Genomic DNA, 23,382 nt, shown 5'->3' on the forward strand with positions numbered 1-23,382 from the left:
GTTTCATCGCATCAGGCCGGCTGCGCGGCCGCCCCGCCGCCCGACGGCGGCAGGCGCGCGCCGAGCTGTTCGGCATAACGTGCGGCCGCGTTGCCGCAGACGATGTGGAACGTGTCGAGCGACACCCACGCGACGTCGAGCGCACCGAGGCGATCGCGATCGACCGCCGACGGATCGCGCACGACGACGCGCAGGCGCGTGGTCGCCACCGCATCGAGCGACGCGACGTTGGTCGCGCCGCCGAACACCGCGAGCCAGCGCGTCGGCTCCGGATCGAGCGGGCCGGCGGCCGCGCCCGTGACGGGCTGCGCGGCGGCGGCCGGCGCGGCCGACGCGGCACCGGTCGCGCCGCTGCCGATCGCGGCACGCATTTCGTCGGCGATGATGTCGGCCTCCGGCCCGATGATCACCTGCACGCTGTTGCCGCCGCGCTTGAGCACGCCGCGCGCGCCGATCGACTTCAGTTCAGGTTCCGAGACCTTCTCCGGATCGACGACGGTCAGGCGCAGGCGCGTCGTGCAGGCGTCGACGACCGACAGGTTGCCCGCGCCGCCGAGCGCGGCGATGTAGCGTTGCGCGCGCGGTGCGGCGGCCGTCGCGGCGGCGCCCGCAGCCGGCGCGACGAAGCCGCCCGACGCGTACGATTCGGCAGCCGCATCGGCCGATGCCGGCTCGCGGCCCGGCGTGGCCATGTTGAACTTGCGGATGAAGAAGCGGAACAGCCCGTAGTACGCGACGCCGTACGCAATGCCGAGCGGGATCGCGATCCAGCCCTTCGTCGACAGCCCGTAGTTCAGCACGTAGTCGATCGCGCCGGCCGAGAACGTGAAGCCGAGCTTCACGCCGAGAATCTGGCAGATCGCCAGCGACAGCCCCGTCAGGACCGCGTGGATCACGTACAGCACCGGCGCGAGGAACATGAAGCTGAACTCGATCGGCTCGGTCACGCCGGTCAGGAACGACGTCAGCGCCATCGAGAACAGCAGGCCGCCGACCATCGCGCGGCGCTCCTTGGGCGCTTCGTGCAGCATCGCGAGACACGCCGCCGGCAGGCCGAACATCATGATCGGGAAGAAGCCGGCCATGAAGGTGCCCGCGGTCGGGTCGCCCGCGAAGAAGCGGTGCAGGTCGCCGTGCACGATCTCGCCGCCGGCCGGCGGCGTGAAGTTGCCGAACACGAACCACGCCAGCGAGTTGATGATGTGATGCAGGCCCGTGACGAGCAGCAGGCGGTTCAGGAAGCCGAACACGAACGCACCGATCGCGCCCGCCGTCGTCAGCCACTGGCCGGCCGCGTCGATCAGGTGCTGGACCGGCTGCCACACGTACCCGAACACGATGCCGAGCACCACGCACACCAGCCCCGTGATGATCGGCACGAACCGTTTGCCGCCGAAGAACGCGAGGTAGTCCGGCAGCTTGATGTCCTTGTAGCGGTTGTACAGCAGGCCCGCGACGACACCCGCGATGATCCCGGACAGCACGCCCATGTTCAGCTTGGGATCGATGTCCTTCATGATCGCGGTTTCGATCAGGTAGCCGATCGCGCCCGCGAGCGCCGCCACGCCGTTGTTGTCCTTCGCGAACCCGACCGCCACGCCGATCGCGAACAGCAGCGGCAGGTTGTCGAAGATCGCGCCGCCGGCGTCGGCGATCATCTTGATGTTGAACACGTCCGGCTGGCCGAGTCGCAGCAGGATGCCGGCGACCGGCAGTACCGCGATCGGCAGCATCAGTGCCCGGCCCAGGCCCTGTATTTTCAGAAACGGATTCCCGTTCATTCAGTCCTCCAATCCTTGTCTCTTCGTTAATCGTCGTTGCGCTGATTGCTTTCGTCGTCATACGGGCCACGAACCTGCCGCCGACGTTCAGTCGAGCGGCCAGACCTCGCGGCTTGCTGCCCTTACCGCCTGTGCCGAATCGAGCGCGAGCAGGTCCTGCGCGCGCTGACGGCACAACTGGTAATCGAGACGGCGCACACGCGCCTTGATGCCCGGCACCGATACGGGGTCGACCGACAGTTCGGTCACGCCGAGGCCCACCAGGATCGGCACCGCGAGCGGATCGCCGCCGAGCGCGCCGCACACGCCGACCCACTTGCCGTGCTTCGCCGCGCCGCGCACCGCGATGTCGATCAGGCGCAGCACGGCCGGATGCAGGCCGTCGGATTGCGCGGCCAGGTCGGCCTGGCAGCGGTCCATCGCGAGCGTGTACTGGGTCAGGTCGTTGGTGCCGATCGACAGGAAATCCGCGTGCTGCGCGAGCTGGTCGGCCAGCAGCGCGGCCGACGGCACCTCGATCATCACGCCGACCTCGATCGGCTCGGTGCGGCCCTGCGCGCGCGCGAATTCGTCGATGCGCTTGCGCAGCCGCACGAGTTCGCCGGCGTCGGTAACCATCGGCAGCAGGATGCGCACCGCGCCGAACGGCTTCACCGCGAGCAGGCCCTGCAATTGATCGTCGAGCAGGTCGGGGCGCACCTGCGCGAGGCGGATGCCGCGCAGGCCGAGTGCCGGGTTCGGTTCGGGCGGCAGCGTCAGGTAGTCGACTTCCTTGTCCGCGCCGACGTCGAGCGTGCGGATGATCGCGGTGCGGCCCTGCAGCGCGTCGACGATCGACTGGTAGCTCTGCTGGTGTTCGACGACCGTCGGCGCGGCCTGGCGATGGATGAACATCAGCTCGGTGCGCAGCAGGCCGACCGCGTCGGCGCCGTTGTCGACCGCGGTGTTCGCATCGTCGAGCGTCGCGATGTTCGCGGCGACCTCGATCGCGCGGCCGTCGACCGTCGCGGCGGCCGCACCGGCCAGTTGCCGGTTCGCCTCGCGCACGCCGTCCAGGCGCTGGCGTTCGTGCCGCGCGCGCTCGACGTCGAGTGCGGTCGGCGCGTGTTCGAGCCGGCCCGCGCTCGCATCGACGACGACCTGCGTGCCGTCCGGGATCGCGTACAGCGCATCACCGACCGCGACCAGCGCCGGAATGCCGAGCTGCCGCGCGATGATCGCCGCATGCGACGTCGCGCCGCCGCGCGCCATCACGAGCGCGGTCACACGCTGGCGATCGAGCGACGACAGGTCGGACGGCGTGAATTCCTCGGCCGCGAGCACGGCCTCGTCGGGCAGCGTACGCGCGGCGCCGTTCGTGTGGCCGAGCGCGCGCAGCACGCGCTTCTCGATGTCGCGCAGGTCGGCCGCGCGTTCGGCGAGCAACGCGTCGTCGAGCTTCGACAGCGTGTCGATCTGCGTGCGGATCGTCGCGCGCCACGCGAAGCCCGCGCTCTTGCCTAGGCTGATCAGGTCGCGCGCCGCGTCGATCAGCGTCGGATCTTCCAGCAGCACGCGATGCACCGCGAAGATGCCCGCTTCGCCGACCGCGCCGCGCGCCGACGCATTGCGCACCGTTTCGTCGAGTTCGGCGTCGACCGCCTTCAGCGCCTGGTCGAGCTGGCGACTTTCGGTGGCCGGCGTGCCGGCGGCCTGTTCGGGCGGCACGATGTCCGCATCGTCCAGGCGCACCAGCGCGCCGACCGCGATGCCGGGCGCCGCGCACACGCCCGCGAGCGTGTTCGGGTCCAGCGGTGCGCCGGTGCTGCGCGCGATCGTCCGCGGCACGGGCGACGTCATCCGCGCCGGCTTTTCCTCCACTTCGCCGTGCGCTTCGCGCAGCAGCTCGTGCTCGACCGCGTCGACCGCCTGCTGCGCATGCGCGCCGCGGCCGACCAGTTCGACCGTCGCGCCTTCGCCGGCGCCGAGGCCGAGCAGGCCGACGACGCTCGCGATCGATGCCTTGCGGCCGTCGAACAGCACGTCGACGGTCGCGTCGAACCCGCGCACGGCTTCGCGCGCCCGCGCGGCCGGCCGCGCATGCAGGCCGCCCGGCTGCGCCAGCACGATCTCGCGGCGCACTTCGTTCTGCGCCGCCGCACCGGTCTGCGCGGCCTGCACGGCCGCGTCGCCCTTGCCGCGCAACGTGAGCAGCGGCGTCTCGCCGGCCGTCGCGAAGCCGCTCGCGCGCTCGACGACCTCGAACGCGTCGGAGTTCGCGATCGCGATCACCGACACGAGCGAATGCGCGCTGCGCGCCACCGCATCCTGGTCGAATTCGATCAGCAGCGTGCCCGCTTCGACGCGCGCGCCGGCCTCGACGTGCGCGATGAAGCCCTGCCCGTTCAGCTCGACGGTGTCGATGCCGATGTGCAGCAGCACTTCGGCGCCTTGCGGCGTCGTGATCGTCACCGCGTGGCCCGTGCGCGCGAGATGCGACACGACGCCCGCGCACGGCGCGACGAGCCGGCCCGCGAGCGGGTCGATGCCGATGCCGTCGCCGAACATCCCGCCGGAGAACACCGGATCGGGCACGTCGGCCAGCGCGACGATCGGCCCCGTCAAGGGGCTAAGCAGGACGATCTGATCGGGGGTGGGGCTCTTCAACTGGGACTCCTCGGCGCGTCTCATCGGCTGTCTCGGCTATCAGTGCGTTTCGGTGACTTTGTTCAGGTGGCGCGGCGTGTCGGGATTGCGGCCGCGCGCGACGGCGAGATCCGCCGCCATCACGTAGAACGAAAGAATGGCGGCGATCGGGTCGAGCGCCGAATGGGCGGACTGCGCGAGCGGCAGCGTCGCGCCGGGCGTGCCGGCGGGCGCCGCGAGCAGCACGGCGGCGCCGCGGGCGCGCATGTCGTCGGCGAGCTGCAGCAGGCCGGCCTGCTCGGGCCCGGGCGGGGCGAACACGAGCAGCGGATAATCGCGGTCGATCAGCTCCATCGGGCCGTGCCGGACTTCGGCACTCGAGAATGCCTCGGCCTGGATGCGGGAGGTTTCCTTCAGTTTCAGCGCGGCTTCCTGCGCGATGGCGAGGCCAAGGCCGCGGCCGATGACGATCATCCGCTCGATACCGGCGAGCGTGGCGACGGCCTGCGACCAGTCGAGCCGGCCGGCCTGCGCGAGCACGTCGGGCAGCCCGCGCAGCGCGGTCATCAGCGCGGCGTCGCGCTGCCAGTAGGCGACGATCTGCGCGGACAGCGACAGCATCGCGATATAGCTCTTGGTCGCGGCGACCGACAGCTCGGGGCCGGCAAGCAGCGGCAACTGGTGCTCGCATGCGTCGGCGAGCGGCGACGGCAGCACGTTCACGGCGGCGACGGTGCGTGCGCCGGCTTCGCGCAGCGCGGCCATCGTGTTGACGAGGTCGGGGCTCTTGCCCGACTGGGAGAACGCGATCGCGAGTTGGTCCTGCACCTTCAGCGGCGCCTGCTGCAGCGTCGCGACCGACATCGGCAGCGACGCGACCGGCACGCCGAGGCGGCTCATCGTCAGGCTCGCGAAATAGCTCGCGGCGTGATCCGAGCTGCCGCGCGCGACCGTCAGCGCGACGGCCGGCGGGTGATCGAGCAATTGGCCGGCAAGCGCTTCGACGCGCGTGGTGTCGGCGATCTGCGCGGCGACGACCTGGGCGGACTCGCGCGCTTCCTTAAGCATATTCGACAATCGATTCTCCTTCGACGTAGGTCGCGGTGAGGTTCAGGTCGCGGTCGAACACCGCGAGATCGGCCCATGCGCCGCGCTCGAGGCGGCCGCGATCGGCGACGCCGAGGTAATCGGCCGCGTAGCGCGACATCCGGTTCGACACGTCGGCGATCGGCAGGCCGAGCGACACGAGGTTGCGCAGCGCCTGGTCCATCGTCAGCGTGCTGCCGGCGAGCGTGCCGTCGGCGAGCCGCACGCCGCCGAGGCACTTCGTCACGTGCTGGCTGCCGAGCCGGTATTCGCCGTCGGGCATGCCGGTGGCCGACGTGCTGTCGGTCACGACGTACAGGCGCGGAATCGCGCGCAGCGCGGCCCGAATCGCGCCCGGGTGAACGTGCAGCAGGTCGGGGATGATTTCCGCGTATTCGGCGTGCGCAAGCGCCGCGCCCACGAGGCCCGGGTTGCGGTGATGCAGCGGCGACATCGCGTTGAACAGGTGCGTGAAACCGCACGCGCCGTGCTTGAGCGCGGCGACCGCGTCGTCGTAGGTCGCGAGCGAGTGGCCGAGCTGCACGCGCACGCCGCGCGCGGCCATCTCGCCGATGATCTCGATGTGGCCCGCGATTTCCGGTGCCAGCGTGACCACGCGGATCGGCGCGATCGACAGGTACTTCAGCACTTCGTCGAGCACCGCCGACACGGCCGCGTCGGGCTGCGCGCCGAGCTTGCCGGGGTTGATGTACGGCCCTTCGAGGTGCACGCCGAGCACGCGCGCGCCGCCCGGCGTGCGGGTACGCGCGACGGTGCCGAGGTTCGCGACGACCTGCATCAGTTCGTCGCGCGGCGCGGTCATCGTCGTCGCGAGCAGGCTCGTCGTGCCGAATTGCGCGTGCGTGCGCGCGATGGTCTCGATCGCGTCGCCGCCTTCCATCACGTCGGCGCCGCCGCCGCCGTGCACGTGCAGGTCGATAAAGCCGGGCAGGATGTACGGCGCGTCGTTCGTCGCGGGATCGACGGGCGCGCCGTCGAGCGTGGTGATGCGGCCGTTCTCGCTATCGAGCGAACCGTGAATCCAGCCGTCGGGGGTGAGGATGTTGCCAGTCAGCATGACGTTTCTCTTGATGATCTGGTGACGCGGGCGTCCGCGTCGCGATTTGCCAATTCGTTGCGATTCATCGCGCGCGATTGCGTTCCATCGCGATCGCGCGCGATGCGCGCGCAGTCTCGCGCGTCAGCGTTTCAGTTCGGCGACGAAGTCGTAATAGTCGTCGCGGCAATACGTTTCGGTCACTTCGATCGCGCGCTGGTCGGCACCGTAGCCGATGCGCGTGATCACGAGGAGCGCCGCGCCGGGCTTTACCGCCATCCATTTCGCGATCTCGCGCGTCGCGTTCACCGCGCGAAAGTGCTGCAGCGCGCGCACGACGATCATGCCGCGCGCTTCGAGGTATTCGTACAGCGACGCGCCGAGCGCCTGCGGATCGGGCACCACCGCGGCCGGCAGCGTCGAGTGCTCGACGGCCATCACGATGCCGTCCGCGCGGCGCAGCCGTTCGAGCCGCGCCACCGTCGCACCCGGCGCGAGGCCGAGATGCGTGATCTCGTCGCGGCTCGCGGCGCGCAGCCGGCGCGACAGCCACACCGAATCGGGCACGAAGCCGCGCTGCTGCATCTTCGCGGTGAAGCCGACCAGACGCGACAGCGGATCGGCCACGCGCGGCGTGATGAAACTGCCCGCCCCGCGCGCCCGCTTGATCAGCCCCTGCTCGACCAGCAGCGCCAATGCGCGACGCGCCGTGATGCGCGATACGCCGACCGACACCGACAGCAACCGCTCCGACGGCAGCGCCTCGCCGGCCCGCCACGCGCCGCCGTGGATCGCGCTCGCCAGGTTGCGGGCGAGCTGCAGATAGAGCGGCGTGTCGTCGAGGGGATCGGGCGCCAGTTCGGACCAGCCGGTTTCCATGTGCCTCCGGGTGTCGGACGACGATCTCGGACCGTCGAAAGTGAACGCATTATATAACCACCATAATACCAGTCAACGAACTGGTATTAGCATCGCGGAAATCGCCGGAAGCCTTGCCCGGCAAGCGTTTTAGTGCCGGCAAAGCCTTTGTTTACAAAGCAGTGCGGGATAGGGATTTACCCGAGGTGGTATGCAAGGGGACAGTTCGAGGGCATGACCCGGCGAGATTTCGGACGCGGATATAAGACCGAAATAGAACCAATTAGCCCAACTGGTATGCACCTGCCGAGCAGGCCGGCGCGATGCCGGCCTCAGTGGAATTCGCGGCTCGACGTGCGCAGGCCGCCGAGCAGAGGCGTCAGATCCTCGAAATGCTGCACGACGAGGTGCCGCACGTCGCTCGCGACCTGCCACACGCCGGACGCCGCGAGCAGCCGCGAATCGAGGGTTTCGCGGCGCTGCCGCGCGAGCAGCTCGGGCCGGACGATCAGGTTCACGCAGCCCGTTTCGTCCTCGAGCGTCATGAACATCACGCCTTTCGCGGTACCCGGCATCTGCCGCGCGGTCACGAGCCCGCACGCGCGTGCGAGCCGGCCGTCGGGACGGTCGTGCAGCTCGGCCGCGGACGACAGCCGCCGCGCACGCAGCGCGGGCCGCAGCAGCGCGACCGGGTGGCGGTTCAGCGTGAGGCCGGTGGTGTGATAGTCGGCGAGGATGTCGTCGGCTTCCGACGGCGCGCCGAGCGCGGGCCGCTCCGCTTCGTCGATCGGTGCGGCGGCGAGCAGGTCGCGCTCGGGCGCCGCGGCGACAGCCTGCCACAGCGCGTCGCGGCGATGGCCGGCGAGCGTCGCGAGCGCGTTCGCCGCGGCGAGCGCTTCGAGGTCGCGGCGTTCGAGCTGCGCGCGGCGCGCGAGCGTATCGACGTTGTCGATCGGGCCGGCGGCGCGCGCGGCTTCGATCCGGCGCGCGGCGGCTTCGCCAAGGCCGCGCACGAGCGACAGACCGAGCCGCACGGCCGGCTGGCCGTGCGGCGGCAGCTGGCCGGGGAGCGCTTCGAGCGACGCCTCCCAGTTGCTTTGCGTCACGTCGATCGGCAGAACCTGCACGCCATGGCGTTTGGCATCCTGCACGAGTTGCGACGGCGGATAGAAGCCCATCGGCTGACTGTTCAGCAGCGCGGCGAGAAAGATCGCCGGTTCGTGGCATTTGAGCCAGCTGCTCGCGTACGCCAGTTTCGCGAAGCTGGCGGCGTGGCTTTCGGGGAAGCCGTATTCGCCAAAGCCCTTGATCTGCTCGAAGATCTGCTCGGCGAATTCGCGTGTGTAGCCGCGCGCGAGCATGCCCTGGACGATCTTGTCGTGGTAGGGGCCGAGATCGCCCCTGCGCTTCCACGCGGCCATCGCACGACGCAGTCGATCGGCTTCGCCGGGTGTAAAACCCGCCGCAACGATCGCGATCTGCATCACCTGTTCCTGGAAGATTGGAATACCGAGCGTGCGTTCGAGCACCTCCTTGAGCGCGTCGCTCGGATAGGTAATTTCCCCTTTTTCCTCCCCCGCTTTGATCTTGCGCCGCTTGAGGTACGGATGGACGGCACCGCCCTGGATCGGCCCTGGTCGCACGATGGAGACCTCAACCACCAGATCGTAGTAATCACGCGGTCGCAAACGCGGCAGCATCGACATCTGCGCGCGCGATTCGATCTGGAACACGCCGACCGTGTCGGCACGGCAGATCATGTCGTAGGTTTCCTTATCGTCCGGCGGAATGTGTTTCAGCGTGAACGGCTCGCCGTCCTCCGCCGGCCCGCGCCATGCGGTGCGCAGGTCGAACGCCCGATGCAACGCCGACAGCATGCCGAGCGCGAGCACGTCGACCTTCATCAGCTTGAGCGATTCGAGATCGTCCTTGTCCCACTGAATCACGCGCCGCCCGTCCATCGCCGCGTTCTCGACCGGCACGAGCCGCGTGAGCTTGCCGCGGCTGATCACGAAACCGCCCGAATGCTGCGACAGGTGACGCGGAAAGTTGAGCAATCGCCCCGCCAGCTCGGCCCATGTGCGAATCAGCGGCGTTTCGGGATCGAGCCCGGTCGTCGCGAACTGCTGCAATAGGTCGCGGCTGCCGTCGAACCAGCGATGCCCCTTCGCGACGCGATCGACCAGCATCGGATCGATGCCGAGTGCCTTGCCGGTTTCGCGCAGCACGCCGCGCGGGCGATAGGTCGACACGGCTGCCGCGAGCGCGGCGCGATTCTCGCCGTATTTCCGATAGATATGCTGAATGACTTCCTCGCGGCGCTGATGCTCGAAATCGACGTCGATGTCGGGCGGCTCGCCGCGCTCCGCGCTGATGAAACGCTCGAACAGCATCGTGCTCTGATCGGGACTGACTTCGGTGATCTCGAGGCAATAGCAAACAACCGAGTTCGCCGCGGAACCACGCCCCTGGCACAGGATGTTCTGGCTACGTGCAAACTTGACGATGTCGTAGACAGTCAGGAAGAACGGCTCGTAACTCAGTGTCGCGATCAGCGCCAACTCGTAGTCGATCCGTTCCCGGACGTGCTCCGGCGGTTCCCCGGAATAGCGACGGCGCGCGCCTGCCCGGGTTTCCTGCTCCAGATAACTCGTCGGCGTATGACCTTCAGGCACGATCTCGTCCGGATATTCATAGCGCAGCGAATCGAGTTCGAAATCGCACGCATCGAGCATCGCGCATGTCTCCGCGATCTCGTCCGGCGAAAACAGCTTCGCGATCCGCCCGCGCGAACGCAAATGCTGTTCCGCATTCGGCGCCAGCGCATAACCGCATTCCGACACCGGCATCCCGACGCGAATCGCCGTCATCACGTCCTGCAATGCCTTGCACGAGCGCCGGTGCATCGTCACGTCGCCCAGCGCGACGATACGCACGCCCCGCCGCTCGCCCGCCTCGCGAATCTCGTCGCGCTGCGCGCCGTCCAGCGCACGTTGCAACTGCACGAGCCCGAGCCGCGCGCACGCGCCGAACGTCACGCGAAACCACGCGACCTGCACATCGAGCACGTCCGCGCGTACCGGATACAGGGGTACGAGAATCGCGAAGCAGTCGGGCATCCCGCGCAAATGGGCAAACTCCGCAGGCGGCGCCGACAGCATCCGCGACGTCAGCGTGTAAGTCCCCTTCGGCGACGCCATCCGCCGCCACGAAATCAGCTCCGAAAGATTGCCGTACCCCTCGCGGTTCTGCGCGAGCAACACGAGCCCGAACGCACCGGGGCCCGGATCGTGACCGGGCGCGACGTCGTCCGGCGTGACGTCGAAGTACGAACCGATGACGAGCGGCAGCCCTTTCGCTTGCGCGGCGACATGCATGCGCGGCGCGCCGGCGAGCGAGCACTCGTCGGTGATCGCGATCCCGCGATAGCCGAGTTCCGCCGCACGCTCGACCAGTTCTTCCGCATGCGACGCGCCATGCAGAAACGAAAAGTTCGAGCGGCAGAACAACTCCGCGTAATCGGGCAACCCACTGAAATCCGCAACCATCTCCGTTCACCCGAACAAGCCGTGCAGGAACCAGCGCGGCTCGGCCTCGCTCCCCGCCCGCTCCTTGAACACCCAGTAGCACGCACCGGCTTCGTCCTGCGCGACGTGGTAATCGCGCGCGGCGAACTGACCGTCGAACCAGCCGGCCTCGATCCGCTCCACCGACGACATCATTCTCAGCGGCGTATGGAATACCGGCCGGTTCTCGCGCACCAGCAACGGCAGCGGCTCGGCGAGCAGCCACGCGGGCCTCGGCGGCACCGCCGGCGGCCCGCCGGCCGGCTTGCCCGCCTGCACATCGAGCGGCAGCCAGCGGTTCGCGGCCTCGGGCCGGTGATCGGCGACGGGCGCCGCGCGCAGCACGTTCTCCGCGCCGAGCCGCGCGACCAGCAGCTCGAGCAGCCGCTCGCGGGTTTCCCGCGTACCGCCCGGTTCGGGAAAAAGATCGTCGGCCGGCGGCGCGACCGACTCGACGCGCGTGGCCTTCAGACGCACCGCGATCACCGCGGCCGGCAACTCGACGCGCGCGAGCCGCTCGCCGAGCAGCCGCATGAAGTGCGCTTCGTCGCGCACGGGTGCGGCGAACGCGAGTTCGAGCGGCGTCGGCGGCACGGCCTGGCGGCCGCGCTCGTGCTCGAGCTCGAACGTCATCGCGGCCAGCGACAGTTGCCGCGCGGCCAGCCACCCGCACAGCTGCACGACGAGCCGCCGCGCGGCGAACAGCACGGCTTCCGCGTATTCGACGCGCTCCGGCAATTCGAGCCGCACGTCGAACACGGGCGGCACCGCCATCCACGCGAGCGGCTCGACCGCGTCGCCGTACGCACGATCGAGCGCGGCCAGCAGCGCGGGGCCGCAGCGACGCTGCAACCCCGCACGCGGAAGACCGCGCAGATCGGCGAGCGTGCGGCAGCCGAGGCCGTCGAACCAGCCCGCGTACGGGCGCGCATCGGGCAGCAGCACGCAGGGCAGCCGGTCGAGCGAACGGACGAGCGAAGCCGGGCGCGCAACGCGGCGCCGGAGACGCGCCCGCGCCGACGTGCGCGCGAGCAGCCACGCGCCGCGCCCGGTCGGCGCGGCGGACAGGCGCGCCGCATAACCGAGCGCCGCGAGCGTCGCGCGCACCTGGCGGCACAGCGACGGCAGGCCGCCGAACAGCCGCAGGCTCGGGCCGACGTCGACGATCAGCGTGGCTTCGTCGTCGAGCGCGACGCACGGCGAGAAACGCAGCAATGCGAGCGCGACCGCGCGCAGCGCATCGGCTTCGCGCGCGGGATCGCGTTCGACGAGCTGCGTCTCGGGCGCGAGCGTGAGCACGCCGCCGCGCTTCATGCCCGCGCGCACGCCCCGCCGCTGCGCGGTCGCATCGGCGATCAGCACGATACCCTGCTCGAGCACCGCACAGCCTGCGTCGCCGGCCTCGCCGGCCGCTGCGTCAGACGGCGGCGGGACGCACACGTCGAGCGGCAGGCGCGGCAGATGGATGCCGAGCAAGACGCGCATAGCGGCTCTCCACGATGGGCGACGGCAGGTCGAGCACGAGCGGCTCGCCGCGCGCCGGGCCGCGACGCTTGACGATGTCGAGCGACACGCCGCCCGGCACCGGATACAGCGCGACGCGCAGCACGGCCGGCGACGGCTGCCGCGCGGCCGACAGCGGGCGCAGCATCACGAACAGCGTGTCGCCCGTGCGCGCGGCCGCGAGATGCAGGCGCCGCAGCGCATCGGGCCGCGCCTCCTGCCAGAGCAGCAGCGCGCCGCAGCACCCCGTCCTGAGCGCCTGCTCGGCGGCCCACAGCGCATCGGTGCGGCTGCCGGCGCGCAGCCACAGCAGCGCGTCGGCCGGCACGCCGAGACTGGCGAGCGCGGTCGCATGCGGCGATTGCGGCGGCGCGACGAGCGCGAGCGGACGCCGCGCACTGACGGTACGGGCCAGCGCGGGCGCGAGCAGCCGCATCTCGCCGCAGCCCGGCTGCGCGGCCAGCAGTTCGACGAGCCCGCCGACCGGCCAGCCGCCGCCCGGCAATTCGGCCGACAGCGGCACGAAGCCGGTCTCGATCGTGCGCGGGCCGCCGCGCGCGAGCTGCGAGCCGCGCCAGAGCGACGGATGAAGGGATTCGGGAGAAATGGAGGATGCGAGCATGACGCCACCCACAACTGTATGGATATACAGTATATGGCAATGCGCCCGCGTCGCACAGCACCGGTGCGAAACCGGTTTTCGTCAGAGGAAAGCCGGGAGGAGGCCGGCGCGCGCGTCAGGTCATCGCACGCCGGCCGGCCCCGCCCGTCAGCCGAGCAGCAGCGCGTCGTCGTCGAGCTGCTCGTGACGCACCTTCTCGAACATCTGCAGCAGGTCCGGCACGTCGAGCCCCTTGCGCGCATCGCCCGACACGTCGAGCACGACCTGCCCCTGATGCAGCATCACCGTGCGGTCGCCGTAGTCGAGCGCCTGCCGCATGCTGTGCGTGACCATCATCGTCGTCAGTTTGCTCTCGGCGACGATGCGCGCGGTCAGCTCCAGCACGAACGCGGCCGTCTTCGGGTCGAGCGCGGCCGTGTGCTCGTCGAGCAGCAGGATCCGCGACGGCCGCAGCGACGCCATCAGCAGGCTCACGGCCTGCCGCTGGCCGCCGGACAGTAGCCCGATCCGGTCGGTCAGCCGGTTCTCGAGGCCGAGGTTCAGGAGCCGCAGCTTGTCGCGGAACAGTTCGCGCGACGGCCGGTCGAGCGCGGCGCGAAAGCCGCGCCGCACGCCGCGCGCCATCGCGAGCGCCATGTTCTCCTCGATCGTCAGCGCCTCGCAGGTGCCGGCCATCGGATCCTGGAACACGCGCGTGACGAGGTGCGCGCGGTCCCACGCGGCCTTGCGCGTCACATCCGCGCCGTCGATCGCGATGCGCCCCGCATCGACCGGCTGGTCGCCGCTGACCGCATTGAGGAAGGTCGACTTGCCGGCGCCGTTCGAGCCGATCACCGCGACGAACTGGCCGTCGGGAATCTCGAGCGACAGCCCGCGCAGCGCGCGCGTCTCGATCGGCGTGCCGGGATTGAACGTGAGTTTGAGATCGTGTGCGGACAGCATGTCATGCTCCTCCGTTCTTGCGCGCGAACAGCTTCTTGCGCGTCGCCGGCAGCACCAGCGCGAGCGTGACGAGCGCGGCCGTCACGAGGTTCAGGTCCTGCGCCTTCAGGCCGATGAATTCGCTGTTCAGCGCGAGCGCGATGAAGAAACGGTAGACGATCGCGCCAAGCACGACCGCGAGCGTCGTCAGCACGAGCCGGCGCGCGGGCAGCAGCGTCTCGCCGATGATCACGGCGGCCAGCCCGATCACGATCGTGCCGATCCCCATCGAGATGTCCGAGCCGCCCTGCGTCTGCGCGAACAGCGCGCCGGCGAGCGCGACGAGCGCGTTCGACAGCGCCATCCCGGCGAGCGTCGCGCGGCCGGTCGCGATGCCTTGCGCGCGCGCCATCCGCGGGTTCGCGCCGGTCGCGCGCATCGCGAGGCCGAGCTGCGACGAGAAGAACCAGTCGAGGCCGAGCTTCGCGACCACGACGACGATCGCGAGCAGCGCCGGGCGCAGCACGTAGTCGGGCATCCAGTCCGGCTGCAGCACGGTGAACAGCGTCGGCTCGGAGATCAGCGGCACGTTCGGGCGGCCCATGATCCGCAGGTTCACCGAGTAGAGCGCGATCATCATCAGGATGCTGGCGAGCAGATCCATGATCTTCAGGCGCACGTTCAGCCAGCCGGTGACGAAGCCGGCCAGCGCACCCGCGACGATCGCGAGCAGCGTCGACGTGAACGGGTCGTAGCCGGCCGAGATCAGCGTCGCGGCGACGGCGCCGCCGAGCGGAAAGCTGCCGTCGACGGTGAGGTCGGGGAAGTTGAGGATGCGGAACGAGATCAGCACCCCGAGGGCGACGAGGCTGAAGATCAGGCCGATCTCCAGTGCGCCCAGAAACGAGAACAGAGACATGGTGGGGAAATCCTGTTGCTTCCCGGCCGGACGTGTACGGCCGGGCGAAGCGAACGGGCGGCCCCGGGTGGGAGCCGCCCGTCCGGCGATGTCGTCGAGGCCCGGATCGGGCCGGCAAGCGCGGCGCGCGTGCCGCGGCTTACTTGATGACCGTCTTCGCTTCCTTGACGAGATCCGGCGACAGCGTGACGCCCTGCTTCGCGGCCGCGCCCGTGTTCGCGAACAGTTCGAGGTTGCTGCTCGTCTCCGACGCGATCGCGCCCGGCTTCTCGCCCTTCAGGATGCGCGCGACGACCTTGCCCGTCTGCCGGCCGAGATCGCCGTAGTTGATGCCGAGCGCCGCGATGCCGCCGCGCTTCACGCTGTCGGTGTCGCCGGCGACGAGCGGGATCTTCGCTTCGTTCGCGACCTTCACGAGCGCTTCGTACGCGGACACGACGTTGTTGTCGGTATTCGTGTAGATCACGTCGACCTTGCCGACCAGGCTCTTCGCGGCCGGGCCGATGTCGACGGTACGCGGGGCGGCGGCTTCCTTCAGCGCCATCCCCTGCTTCGCGAGGATCTCCTTGAGCGCCTTCACGACGACGACCGAATTCGCCTCGCCCGGGTTGTAGACCATGCCGACCGTCTTCGCATTCGGCACGACGCGCTTGATCAGCGCGACCTGACGATCGAGCGGCAGCTTGTCGGACACGCCCGTCACGTTGGTGCCCGACGGGCCCCAGCCCTTCACGAGCTGCGCGGCGACCGGATCGGTGACGCCCGAATAGACGACCGGCACGCTCTTCGTCGCGGCGACGACCGCCTGCGCGGCCGGCGTCGCGATCGCGACGATCACGTCCGGCTGGTCGCCGACGAACTTGCGCGCGATCTGCGCGGCCGTGCCCGTGTTGCCCTGCGCGCTCTGGTATTCCCACTTGAGCTTGTCGTCGCCGTAACCTTCCGCCTTCAGTTCGGCACGCACGCCGTCGCGGATCGCATCGAGCGCCGGATGATCGACGATCGACAGCACCTTGACGGTCTGCGCATGCGCGGCGCCGGCCAGCGCGAATGCGGCGACGCCGGCCGCGATCGAACGGATCGCGAAAGTCTTGAATCGCTTCATGGGTGAGTCTCCCCCGTATTGTGTCGGTTCTGGATGATGGATTCCCGCCGCCGTCGGGCGGGCGCCGCCGCGCGTACGACACGCCGGCGATCGGCCCGCGCACGCTCCGGGAAAGCGTGCAGCGGCGAACGCACGAGCATACCATTTCCGCAGACCACCGCCTGACTAAGAGCTTTCGCCCGGTACGCCGGATGGCGGCACGCGCCGGAGCCCGAAAATGCGCGCGAAGCCCGGCCGGCGGCGGTGCCGGCCGGTGTCGGCCAACGCGTCAGCCGCGCGCGCGGCTTTACGTTATGCTGTCGGCCGACCCAATCCACGCCATGGAGGGCAGATGAAACGGGGGATCCGAACCATCGCATGCGTGGCCGTCGCGCTGGCGCTGCCCGGTACGGCATGCGCGCTGACCGACGGCAGCGCGCAATACGACGACTGCATGCTCAATGCGCTGCGCGAAAGCCGCAACGGCGCGGCAGCGCAGCTGATCCAGCGCTCGTGCGACGCGCTGTACCGCAACAACGCGATGCTGTTGCCGCGTGAGCGGCGCTTTCACGAGTGCGTCGTGCAGTCGCTGCCGGGCGTGCGCGACAACTACGCGATCCAGCAGATCATGTCGATCTGCTCGCGGCGCGGCGAGATGTGAACGGGCGCCGCGCGCCGGACGCCCATGAAAAAAGGGCCTGCGCGATGCAGGCCCTTTTCGTTCAGCGGTACCGGTGCGCGGCGTTCAGAACGACGCGACCATCGAGCCCTTGAACTGCTTCTTGATGAATTCCCGCACTTCCTGCGACTGGTACGCCTTGACCAGCTTCTTCACCCACGGCTGATCCTTGTCCTTCGCGCGCACGGCGATCAGGTTCGCGTACGGGCTCGTCAGCGATTCGAGCGCGATCGCGTCCTTGGTCGGCTGCAGGTTCGCGGCCAGCGCGTAGTTCGTGTTGATCACGGCGGCATCGACGTCCGACAGCACGCGCGGCAGTTGCGCGGCGTCGAGTTCGGAGATCTTCAGCTTCTTCGGGTTCTCGGCGATGTCGAGCACCGTCGCGTTGTTGCCGCCCGTGCCGGCGCCCGCCTTCAGCTTGATCACGCCTTGCGTCTGCAGCAGCAGCAGCGCGCGGTTCTCGTTCGACGGATCGTTCGGCACCGCGAGCTTCGCGCCTTGCGGCAGGTCCTTCAGCGACTTGTACTTCTTCGAGTACACGCCGATCGGCGAGATGTAGGTCAGGCCCGCGCTGACGATCTTGTAGCCGCGCTGCTTCACCTGGCTGTCGAGGTAGGGCTGGTGCTGGAAGCTGTTCGCGTCGAGGTCGCCCGCGTCGAGCGCCGCGTTCGGCTGCACGTAGTCGTTGAACTCGATGACCTTCACGTTCAGGCCTTCCTTCTCCTTCGCGACCTTCTGCACGACTTGCCACACTTCCGCATCCGGGCCGGCGACCGTGCCGACCTTGATCACCTTGTCGTCGGCGCGCGCGCCTGCCGACAGCGTCAGCGCGGCACCGGTGGCCAGTACGGAAAATACCTTCAGGAGACTGCGACGCTTCATCTGTTTCTCGCTTTCTTGCTTGCTAAAAAATGGGGCGCGATACGGGTAAGCCCCGACTCGCAGGAAGGGGCAAATGGTGTCACAGGATCGGCGGGAAGTGAAATACATCCCGCTCATATGGGTATGCACCGGTACAGTGCCGGCGGCAGGTGCGGGGTTCGGCCGTTAGTTGCGTTCATGACGCATCGCACGTCGGCCGGCACGCTTTACCTCATCGCCGTCTCGCCGGCCGTGTTCGCCCCGAACGCCGGCTCGGCCGCCCGCTCGCCGGCCCGGCGCGGCGCCCGCCCGCCGGCGTCGCCGACCCGGAACGCGCCGACCGCGTCGCGCAGCCGTGCGGCCTGTTCCTGCAGCGACGCGGCAGCCGCGGCGGCTTCCTCGACGAGCGCCGCGTTCTGCTGCGTCACCTGGTCCATCTGCGTGACCGCGCGGCCGACCTGCGTGATGCCGCTCGCCTGCTCCTCGGACGCGGCCGCGATCTCGCCCATGATGTCGGTCACGCGCGCGACGGCCTGCAGGATCTCGCCCATCGTCGTGCCAGCCTGGCCGACCAGCGTCGAGCCGTTGCGTACGCGCTCGACCGAGTCGACGATCAGTTCGCGGATTTCCTTCGCGGCCGTCGCGCTGCGCTGCGCGAGCGAACGCACTTCGCCCGCGACCACCGCGAAACCACGCCCCTGCTCGCCCGCGCGCGCGGCCTCGACCGCCGCGTTCAGCGCGAGGATGTTGGTCTGGAACGCGATGCCCTCGATCACGCCGATGATGTCGGCGATCTTGCGCGAGCTGTCGTCGATCTCGCCCATCGTGCCGATCACGCGGCTCACGACATCGCTCCCGGTGCGCGCGATGTCCGACGCGTTGTTCGCGAGCCCGCTCGCCTGCCGCGCGTTGTCGGCGTTCTGCTTCACCGTCGCGGTGAGCTGCTCCATGCTCGCGGCCGTTTCCTCGAGCGACGCGGCCTGCTCCTCGGTACGCTGCGACAGGTCGTCGTTGCCGGCCGAGATCTGGCGGCTCGCCGACGCGATCGACTCCGCCGACTGGCGGATCCCGCCGAGCGTCGCCTGCAGCCGCGCCTGCATGTCGTGCATCGCGGCCATCATGCTCGTGCGGTCGCCCGCACGCACCGGTACCGGCTGCGTCAGGTCGCCCCGCGCGATGCGCGCCGCGAGCGCGGCCGCTTCGTCGGGCTCGCCGCCCAGGCTGCCGCGCACGTTGCGAATGATCACCAGCATCGCCGCGCTGATCACGAAGCCGATCACGAGCACCACCGCGAGGTGGCCCAGCAGCGTCCGGTAATAGAGGGTGTCGATGTCCTTCAGGAACACCCCGCTCGAGATGTTCCAGTCCCACGGCGCGAACCGCGTGACGTAGCTGATCTTCGGCACGGCCGTCTCGCTGTGCGGCAGCCGCCCGCGATATTCGGCGAAGCCGCTGCCGGTCGCCTTCGCGGCGTTCAGGATCGTCACGAACAGCGGCTTGCCGTCCGGATCGAGATAGTCGCCGACCTGCGTGCCGACGAGCTTCGGCAGCGTCGGATGCATCAGCACGACCGGCTTCGAGTCCATCACGAACACGTAGCCCGAATCGCCGTAGCGCATCGCGGCGAGGCTCGCGAGCGCGTCGCGCTTCGCGTCGGCCTCGGGCAGCGTGCCGCTCTGCGCGAGCGCGTGATACGCGTTCACGATGCCGGCCGCCGAGTCGACGAGATTCGCGATGCCCGCCTTGCGTTCGTCCAGCATCGTCGCGCGCGTCTCGTACGCGCTCCATGCGCCGACGCCCAGCAGACCGACCCATACCAGCGCAAGCGCGAGCCACAGCTTGCGGTTCAAACTCATTCTGCTCATCTGCGTGCCTTTGTCGATGTCGATGCGCCGATGCGCGCGAACGGCCTGTCCCGCGCAAACGGTTGCTCCTTCAATTACGGCAACGAGGCTTACAACTTGAATACGCGCCGGCGCGACAGCCCGCATCCGCTGTGCTACAAAGACCGCCTGACCGGCGCGCAACGCGCCGGCACCATTCCAGGGCCATCCATGTACGTCATCGACATCCACTACACCGCGTCGCTCGAACGCATCGACGACGCGCTCGAACGCCATCGCGCGTATCTGCAGCCGCAATTCGACAAGGGCATCTTCATCGCGGCGGGACCGAAGGTGCCGCGCGAAGGCGGCATGATCCTCGCGGCCCGCATCGATCGCGACGCACTCGACGCGATCCTCGAGACCGATCCGTTCGTCACCGAGGGGCTCGCCACCTATCGCGTGACCGAATTCCGGATCACGCGTGCCGCGTCCGGCTTCAACGTGCCGGCGCTGCCGTAACGCGCGCGCCGCCCGGCGCTCAGCGCAGGCGGACAGCGGGGAAAGAGGAAAAGCGTGACGGCGCGGGACGGCCGTCACGTGATCGCCGGGCAGGACGCCCGGCGGCGGCCGGTCAGTCGACCAGCAGCTTCAGGTCGTGGACCCACGGGCCGGGGCCCTGGCCGTCGCGCACGAACAGGCGCAGCTTGCCGTCGCGGTCGAACACGTAGCTCGCGGCCGTGTGATCCATCGTGTAGCTGCCGGGCGTCTTGCCGGGTACCTTCGCGTAGTACACGCGGAAATCCTTCGTCACCTTCTTCAGCGCCGCTTCGTCGGCCGGCCGCAGGCCGATGAACGACGGATCGAACGCGGGCACGTACTGGCCGAGCAGCGCCGGCGTGTCGCGTTCCGGGTCGACGGTGACGAACAGCACCTGCACGCGCTTCGCGGCATCGGGCCCGAGCTGCTTCAATGCTTCGGACAGCTCGGCCATCGTGGTCGGGCACACGTCCGGGCAATGCGTATAGCCGAAGAACATCACGACGGCCTTGCCCTTGAAATCGGCGAGCGTACGCACCTTGCCGGCCGTATCGGGCAGCGAGAAATCACTGCCGAACTGCGTGTTGCCGGTGATGTCGAGATTCTGGAATTTCGGCGCGTTGTCGCATCCGGCGAGCAGCAGCGCCGCCGCGAATGCGCACGCGAACATCCAGCCTTGGCGCGCGCGGCGCCCGAACCTTGATTGGAGCATTGCGTTCAACCGTGCGGTTACACGCCGAGCAGCGGGCGTGCGTAGTGATCGACGAGCAGCGCGGCGAACAGCAGCGACAGGTAGACGATCGAGTAGCGGAAGGCCTTGCGGGCGAGTTCGTCCGAATAGTCGCGATGGATCTTCCACGCATACGCGAGGAACACCGCGCCGAGCAGCACCGCGCTCGTCAGGTAGACGGCCCCGCTCATCCCGGAGATGAACGGCATCAGCGTGACCGCGAACAGGATCACCGTATACAGCAGGATGTGCAGCCGCGTGAATTTCTCGCCGTGCGTGACCGGCAGCATCGGCAGCCCCGCGTTCTCGTAATCCTTGCGGCGATAGAGCGCGAGCACCCAGAAATGCGGCGGCGTCCATACGAAGATGATCAGCACGAGGATCCACGCGTCGCCCGGCACCGCGCCGGTGACGGCGGCCCAGCCGAGCGCCGGCGGCATCGCGCCCGACGCGCCGCCAATCACGATGTTCTGCGGCGTCATCGGCTTGAGCAGCAGCGTGTAGATCACCGCGTAGCCGACGAACGTCGCGATCGTCAGCCACATCGTCAGCGGGTTCGTGAACGTATAGAGCGTCCATGCGCCGACACTGCCGAGCACGGCCGAGAACAGCAGGATCTGCGGCGTCGTGATCTCGCCGCGCGCGGACGGGCGCCACGCGGTACGGCGCATCATCGCATCGATCTTCTGTTCGACGAGGCAGTTGATCGCGAACGCGGCACCGGCCAGCAGCCAGATGCCGATCGTGCCGCCGATCAGCACATGCCACGGCACCATGCCCGGCGTCGCGAGGAACATGCCGATCACCGCGCAGAACACCGCGAGCTGCGTGACACGCGGCTTCGTCAGCGCCATGTACTGGGAAAAGCGGCTACCGGGCGATTGGGAGAGGGTGCTTTGCATGGGGACGGTCACGCCGGGGCGGCGTCGCGCGCAGGCTGCGCGACACGGCCGGGGCGGCTTGAAAGGATGCGAAAGTTTAACATGACGACGAGCAGCAGCAGGATCGCGGCCCCGCCGTTGTGCGCGACGGCGACCGGCAGCGGCCACTGCAGCACGATGTTGGTCAGGCCCGTCACGAACTGCAGCAGCACGACCAGCAGCACGCCGTTCGCGGGCCGCCGCAGCGACTCGAAGCGGCGCATCTTCAGCGCGAACGCGACGAGGTACGCGACCACGACGAACGCGAACGTGCGGTGCGTCCAGTGGATCGCGACCAGCGCGTCCTGCGTGATCGCCTCGCCGTCCTTCGTCATCCCGAGCGCGCGCCACAGGTGGAAGCCATGCTGGAAGTCCATCGGCGGGATCCACTGGCCGTTGCAGGTCGGGAAGTCGGTGCAGGCGAGCACCGCGTAGTTGGTGCTCACCCAGCCGCCGAGCGCGATCTGCACGACCAGCAACACGAGCGCCGCGAGCGCGGCCGCGCGGTAGCGTCCGGCCTCGGGGTCATACGACGGCAGCGGCGTCTGCCGCGCCGCGAGCCAGCCGAGCGTGCCGAGCAGCGTGAGGCCGAGCAGCAGGTGGATCGTGACGATCACCGGCTGCAGCTTCATCGTGACCGTCCACGCGCCGAACGCGCCCTGCACGAGGATCAGCAGCAGCAGGCTCGTCGGCCACCACGGCGACACGTGCAGCGGGCGGCGGCGCAGCCGCGCGGCCCACGCGATCACGACCTGCGCGATGATCAGCACGCCGATCGCCATCGCGAAATAGCGGTGGATCATCTCGATCCACGCCTTCGTCATGCTGACGGGGCCCGTCGGCATCGCCTGGTGCGCGGCCGTGATCGCGGCGTGCGCGATGAACGGCGACGACGTGCCGTAACAGCCGGGCCAGTCGGGGCAGCCGAGCCCCGAATCGGTCAGCCGCGTGAAGCCGCCGAACATCACGAGGTCGAGCGTCAGGAAGGTGGTGATCCACACGAGCTTGCGGAACTTGTCGTCGTCGGCCTTCACCCACACGTACGACAGCGGCAGCAGCGCGATGCACAAGCCGATCAGGCCGAGTTGCAGTAGATACGACATCGGAATGGTGCCTCGTTCTCTTGCCTTAACCGATGCTCGACCACTTCAGCAGCTTCGTCACGTCCGACTTGATCTTGCTGGGATTCGGGTCCTTCGGGAAACGCATCATCAGGTTGCCGTTCGGGTCGACCAGGTAAATGTGGTCGCTGTCCTTCGTGCCGGCATCGGCCGGCAGCCATGCGGCCACCGCGGCCGGATCGGCGACGAGCCGGCGCGTGTCGGGGTACGCGTCGAGCACCTTCTGCGGCATCGCGCCCGCGTCGCTGCGCAGCCACACCATCGTGATCCGGTGCCGCTCGCCCGCCTGCGTGACGCGGATCTGGCGCATGAAATAAAGCTTCTGCGCGCACGCGTCGTCGCACGCGCTGCGGTCGGTCATCACGAACAGCCACACGCCGCGCAGCGACGCCAGCGGCACGGTCTTGCCGGTTTCGTCGGTCACCTGCAGACCGGCCGGGATCGGGCGCTGCGGCTCGATCAGCGTGCCGTAGTTCGTCGACCCGCCCTTCGGCTTGATCACGTAATAGGTGAAGTACGACGCGATCATCGGCGCGGCGCACACGAGACCCAGCAGCACGAGCATCCAGCGGCCGCGCTTGCGGGCCGCCGGCGAGATCGGCGCGGCGGCCGGACCCTGACGGGAAGATTGCATGGACAAATCAGACCTCTCGAAACGAACCCGCGGCGCCGGCGCCGCGTCCTGG

The 23,382-nt window shown here is 69.1% G+C and carries 19 protein-coding genes; 2 read left to right on the forward strand and 17 right to left on the reverse strand.

Going from position 1 to position 23,382, the window contains the following annotated elements:
* Window positions 1-11: 11 nt before the first annotated feature.
* From nagE to VXM69_RS17340, 11 genes are all read right to left on the reverse strand, one after another.
* On the reverse strand, window positions 12-1,781 hold the full coding sequence (gene nagE / locus VXM69_RS17290) for an N-acetylglucosamine-specific PTS transporter subunit IIBC (RefSeq protein ID WP_367189951.1): 1,770 nt from the start codon (window positions 1,779-1,781) through the stop codon (window positions 12-14).
* Between the two features lie 87 nt (window positions 1,782-1,868).
* Window positions 1,869-4,451: a phosphoenolpyruvate--protein phosphotransferase gene (gene ptsP, locus VXM69_RS17295; RefSeq protein ID WP_175029277.1), complete on the reverse strand. Its 2,583-nt coding sequence runs from the start codon at window positions 4,449-4,451 to the stop codon at window positions 1,869-1,871.
* Between the two features lie 15 nt (window positions 4,452-4,466).
* Window positions 4,467-5,474 carry an SIS domain-containing protein gene (locus VXM69_RS17300; RefSeq protein WP_367190192.1) on the reverse strand — a complete coding sequence of 336 codons (1,008 nt, stop codon included), beginning with the start codon at window positions 5,472-5,474 and terminating at the stop codon, window positions 4,467-4,469.
* Window positions 5,467-6,570, reverse strand: a complete 1,104-nt coding sequence (gene nagA, locus VXM69_RS17305) for an N-acetylglucosamine-6-phosphate deacetylase (RefSeq protein WP_034189247.1) — start codon at window positions 6,568-6,570, stop codon at window positions 5,467-5,469. Before nagA ends, VXM69_RS17300 begins: the two co-directional genes overlap by 8 nt.
* A 123-nt stretch (window positions 6,571-6,693) precedes the next feature.
* Window positions 6,694-7,428 carry a GntR family transcriptional regulator gene (locus VXM69_RS17310; protein ID WP_034189246.1) on the reverse strand — a complete coding sequence of 245 codons (735 nt, stop codon included), beginning with the start codon at window positions 7,426-7,428 and terminating at the stop codon, window positions 6,694-6,696.
* Between the two features lie 311 nt (window positions 7,429-7,739).
* Window positions 7,740-10,955, reverse strand: a complete 3,216-nt coding sequence (locus tag VXM69_RS17315) for an error-prone DNA polymerase (protein WP_367189952.1) — start codon at window positions 10,953-10,955, stop codon at window positions 7,740-7,742.
* 6 nt (window positions 10,956-10,961) lie between these two features.
* The gene (locus tag VXM69_RS17320; protein WP_367189953.1) at window positions 10,962-12,458 is read right to left on the reverse strand and encodes a DNA polymerase Y family protein; all 1,497 of its coding nucleotides are present in this window, start codon (window positions 12,456-12,458) and stop codon (window positions 10,962-10,964) included.
* Window positions 12,391-13,098, reverse strand: a complete 708-nt coding sequence (imuA, locus tag VXM69_RS17325; protein ID WP_069706694.1) for a translesion DNA synthesis-associated protein ImuA — start codon at window positions 13,096-13,098, stop codon at window positions 12,391-12,393. Before imuA ends, VXM69_RS17320 begins: the two co-directional genes overlap by 68 nt.
* 147 nt (window positions 13,099-13,245) lie before the next feature.
* On the reverse strand, window positions 13,246-14,040 hold the full coding sequence (locus tag VXM69_RS17330) for an ABC transporter ATP-binding protein (RefSeq protein WP_367189954.1): 795 nt from the start codon (window positions 14,038-14,040) through the stop codon (window positions 13,246-13,248).
* 1 nt (window position 14,041) lies between these two features.
* Entirely contained in the window at window positions 14,042-14,938 is an 897-nt protein-coding gene (locus VXM69_RS17335) for an ABC transporter permease (protein WP_059558762.1), read from the reverse strand.
* Window positions 14,939-15,077: 139 nt separating this feature from the next.
* Complete coding sequence (locus tag VXM69_RS17340) at window positions 15,078-16,043, reverse strand: ABC transporter substrate-binding protein (RefSeq protein WP_049031917.1); 966 nt, start codon at window positions 16,041-16,043, stop codon at window positions 15,078-15,080.
* 331 nt (window positions 16,044-16,374) lie between these two features.
* Between VXM69_RS17340 and VXM69_RS17345 the strand changes: the two genes are divergently transcribed.
* A complete protein-coding gene (locus VXM69_RS17345) occupies window positions 16,375-16,683 on the forward strand; it encodes a VF_A0006 family four-cysteine protein (RefSeq protein ID WP_034189239.1) in 309 nt (102 codons plus the stop codon).
* Window positions 16,684-16,767: 84 nt separating this feature from the next.
* Here VXM69_RS17345 and VXM69_RS17350 read toward each other — a convergent pair whose 3' ends face one another.
* Window positions 16,768-17,583, reverse strand: coding sequence for a MetQ/NlpA family ABC transporter substrate-binding protein (locus VXM69_RS17350; RefSeq protein WP_034189238.1), 816 nt, complete (start codon window positions 17,581-17,583; stop codon window positions 16,768-16,770).
* 206 nt (window positions 17,584-17,789) lie between these two features.
* Complete coding sequence (locus tag VXM69_RS17355) at window positions 17,790-19,427, reverse strand: methyl-accepting chemotaxis protein (RefSeq protein ID WP_069245709.1); 1,638 nt, start codon at window positions 19,425-19,427, stop codon at window positions 17,790-17,792.
* Window positions 19,428-19,616: 189 nt separating this feature from the next.
* Here VXM69_RS17355 and VXM69_RS17360 point away from each other — a divergent pair, with 189 nt between their 5' ends.
* The gene (locus VXM69_RS17360; protein WP_034189236.1) at window positions 19,617-19,907 is read left to right on the forward strand and encodes a YciI family protein; all 291 of its coding nucleotides are present in this window, start codon (window positions 19,617-19,619) and stop codon (window positions 19,905-19,907) included.
* 112 nt (window positions 19,908-20,019) lie between these two features.
* Here VXM69_RS17360 and VXM69_RS17365 read toward each other — a convergent pair whose 3' ends face one another.
* Genes VXM69_RS17365 through VXM69_RS17380 form a run of 4 tightly spaced genes read right to left on the reverse strand, consistent with a single transcriptional unit; the run spans window position 20,020 to window position 23,330 of the window.
* The gene (locus VXM69_RS17365; protein ID WP_049030543.1) at window positions 20,020-20,637 is read right to left on the reverse strand and encodes an SCO family protein; all 618 of its coding nucleotides are present in this window, start codon (window positions 20,635-20,637) and stop codon (window positions 20,020-20,022) included.
* A 17-nt stretch (window positions 20,638-20,654) separates the two neighbouring features.
* On the reverse strand, window positions 20,655-21,557 hold the full coding sequence (gene cyoE / locus VXM69_RS17370) for a heme o synthase (RefSeq protein ID WP_034189234.1): 903 nt from the start codon (window positions 21,555-21,557) through the stop codon (window positions 20,655-20,657).
* Between the two features lie 8 nt (window positions 21,558-21,565).
* On the reverse strand, window positions 21,566-22,678 hold the full coding sequence (locus tag VXM69_RS17375; RefSeq protein ID WP_034189233.1) for a heme A synthase: 1,113 nt from the start codon (window positions 22,676-22,678) through the stop codon (window positions 21,566-21,568).
* Window positions 22,679-22,703: 25 nt separating this feature from the next.
* Entirely contained in the window at window positions 22,704-23,330 is a 627-nt protein-coding gene (locus VXM69_RS17380; RefSeq protein WP_034189232.1) for a cytochrome c oxidase subunit I, read from the reverse strand.
* Between the last annotated feature and the right edge of the window lie 52 nt (window positions 23,331-23,382).

This window comes from Burkholderia sp. Ed8, from assembly GCF_040761425.1.
Classification (GTDB): domain Bacteria; phylum Pseudomonadota; class Gammaproteobacteria; order Burkholderiales; family Burkholderiaceae; genus Burkholderia; species Burkholderia seminalis.

What these genes read in the sequence shown, in the direction of transcription:
- nagE (WP_367189951.1), bottom strand. Translation starts at nt 1,781, where the DNA reads ATGAACGGGAATCCGTTTCTGAAAATACAGGGCCTGGGCCGGGCACTG.
- ptsP (WP_175029277.1), bottom strand. Translation starts at nt 4,451, where the DNA reads ATGAGACGCGCCGAGGAGTCCCAGTTGAAGAGCCCCACCCCCGATCAG.
- VXM69_RS17300 (WP_367190192.1), bottom strand. Translation starts at nt 5,474, where the DNA reads ATGCTTAAGGAAGCGCGCGAGTCCGCCCAGGTCGTCGCCGCGCAGATC.
- nagA (WP_034189247.1), bottom strand. Translation starts at nt 6,570, where the DNA reads ATGCTGACTGGCAACATCCTCACCCCCGACGGCTGGATTCACGGTTCG.
- VXM69_RS17310 (WP_034189246.1), bottom strand. Translation starts at nt 7,428, where the DNA reads ATGGAAACCGGCTGGTCCGAACTGGCGCCCGATCCCCTCGACGACACG.
- VXM69_RS17315 (WP_367189952.1), bottom strand. Translation starts at nt 10,955, where the DNA reads ATGGTTGCGGATTTCAGTGGGTTGCCCGATTACGCGGAGTTGTTCTGC.
- VXM69_RS17320 (WP_367189953.1), bottom strand. Translation starts at nt 12,458, where the DNA reads ATGCGCGTCTTGCTCGGCATCCATCTGCCGCGCCTGCCGCTCGACGTG.
- imuA (WP_069706694.1), bottom strand. Translation starts at nt 13,098, where the DNA reads ATGCTCGCATCCTCCATTTCTCCCGAATCCCTTCATCCGTCGCTCTGG.
- VXM69_RS17330 (WP_367189954.1), bottom strand. Translation starts at nt 14,040, where the DNA reads ATGCTGTCCGCACACGATCTCAAACTCACGTTCAATCCCGGCACGCCG.
- VXM69_RS17335 (WP_059558762.1), bottom strand. Translation starts at nt 14,938, where the DNA reads ATGTCTCTGTTCTCGTTTCTGGGCGCACTGGAGATCGGCCTGATCTTC.
- VXM69_RS17340 (WP_049031917.1), bottom strand. Translation starts at nt 16,043, where the DNA reads ATGAAGCGATTCAAGACTTTCGCGATCCGTTCGATCGCGGCCGGCGTC.
- VXM69_RS17345 (WP_034189239.1), top strand. Translation starts at nt 16,375, where the DNA reads ATGAAACGGGGGATCCGAACCATCGCATGCGTGGCCGTCGCGCTGGCG.
- VXM69_RS17350 (WP_034189238.1), bottom strand. Translation starts at nt 17,583, where the DNA reads ATGAAGCGTCGCAGTCTCCTGAAGGTATTTTCCGTACTGGCCACCGGT.
- VXM69_RS17355 (WP_069245709.1), bottom strand. Translation starts at nt 19,427, where the DNA reads ATGAGCAGAATGAGTTTGAACCGCAAGCTGTGGCTCGCGCTTGCGCTG.
- VXM69_RS17360 (WP_034189236.1), top strand. Translation starts at nt 19,617, where the DNA reads ATGTACGTCATCGACATCCACTACACCGCGTCGCTCGAACGCATCGAC.
- VXM69_RS17365 (WP_049030543.1), bottom strand. Translation starts at nt 20,637, where the DNA reads ATGCTCCAATCAAGGTTCGGGCGCCGCGCGCGCCAAGGCTGGATGTTC.
- cyoE (WP_034189234.1), bottom strand. Translation starts at nt 21,557, where the DNA reads ATGCAAAGCACCCTCTCCCAATCGCCCGGTAGCCGCTTTTCCCAGTAC.
- VXM69_RS17375 (WP_034189233.1), bottom strand. Translation starts at nt 22,678, where the DNA reads ATGTCGTATCTACTGCAACTCGGCCTGATCGGCTTGTGCATCGCGCTG.
- VXM69_RS17380 (WP_034189232.1), bottom strand. Translation starts at nt 23,330, where the DNA reads ATGCAATCTTCCCGTCAGGGTCCGGCCGCCGCGCCGATCTCGCCGGCG.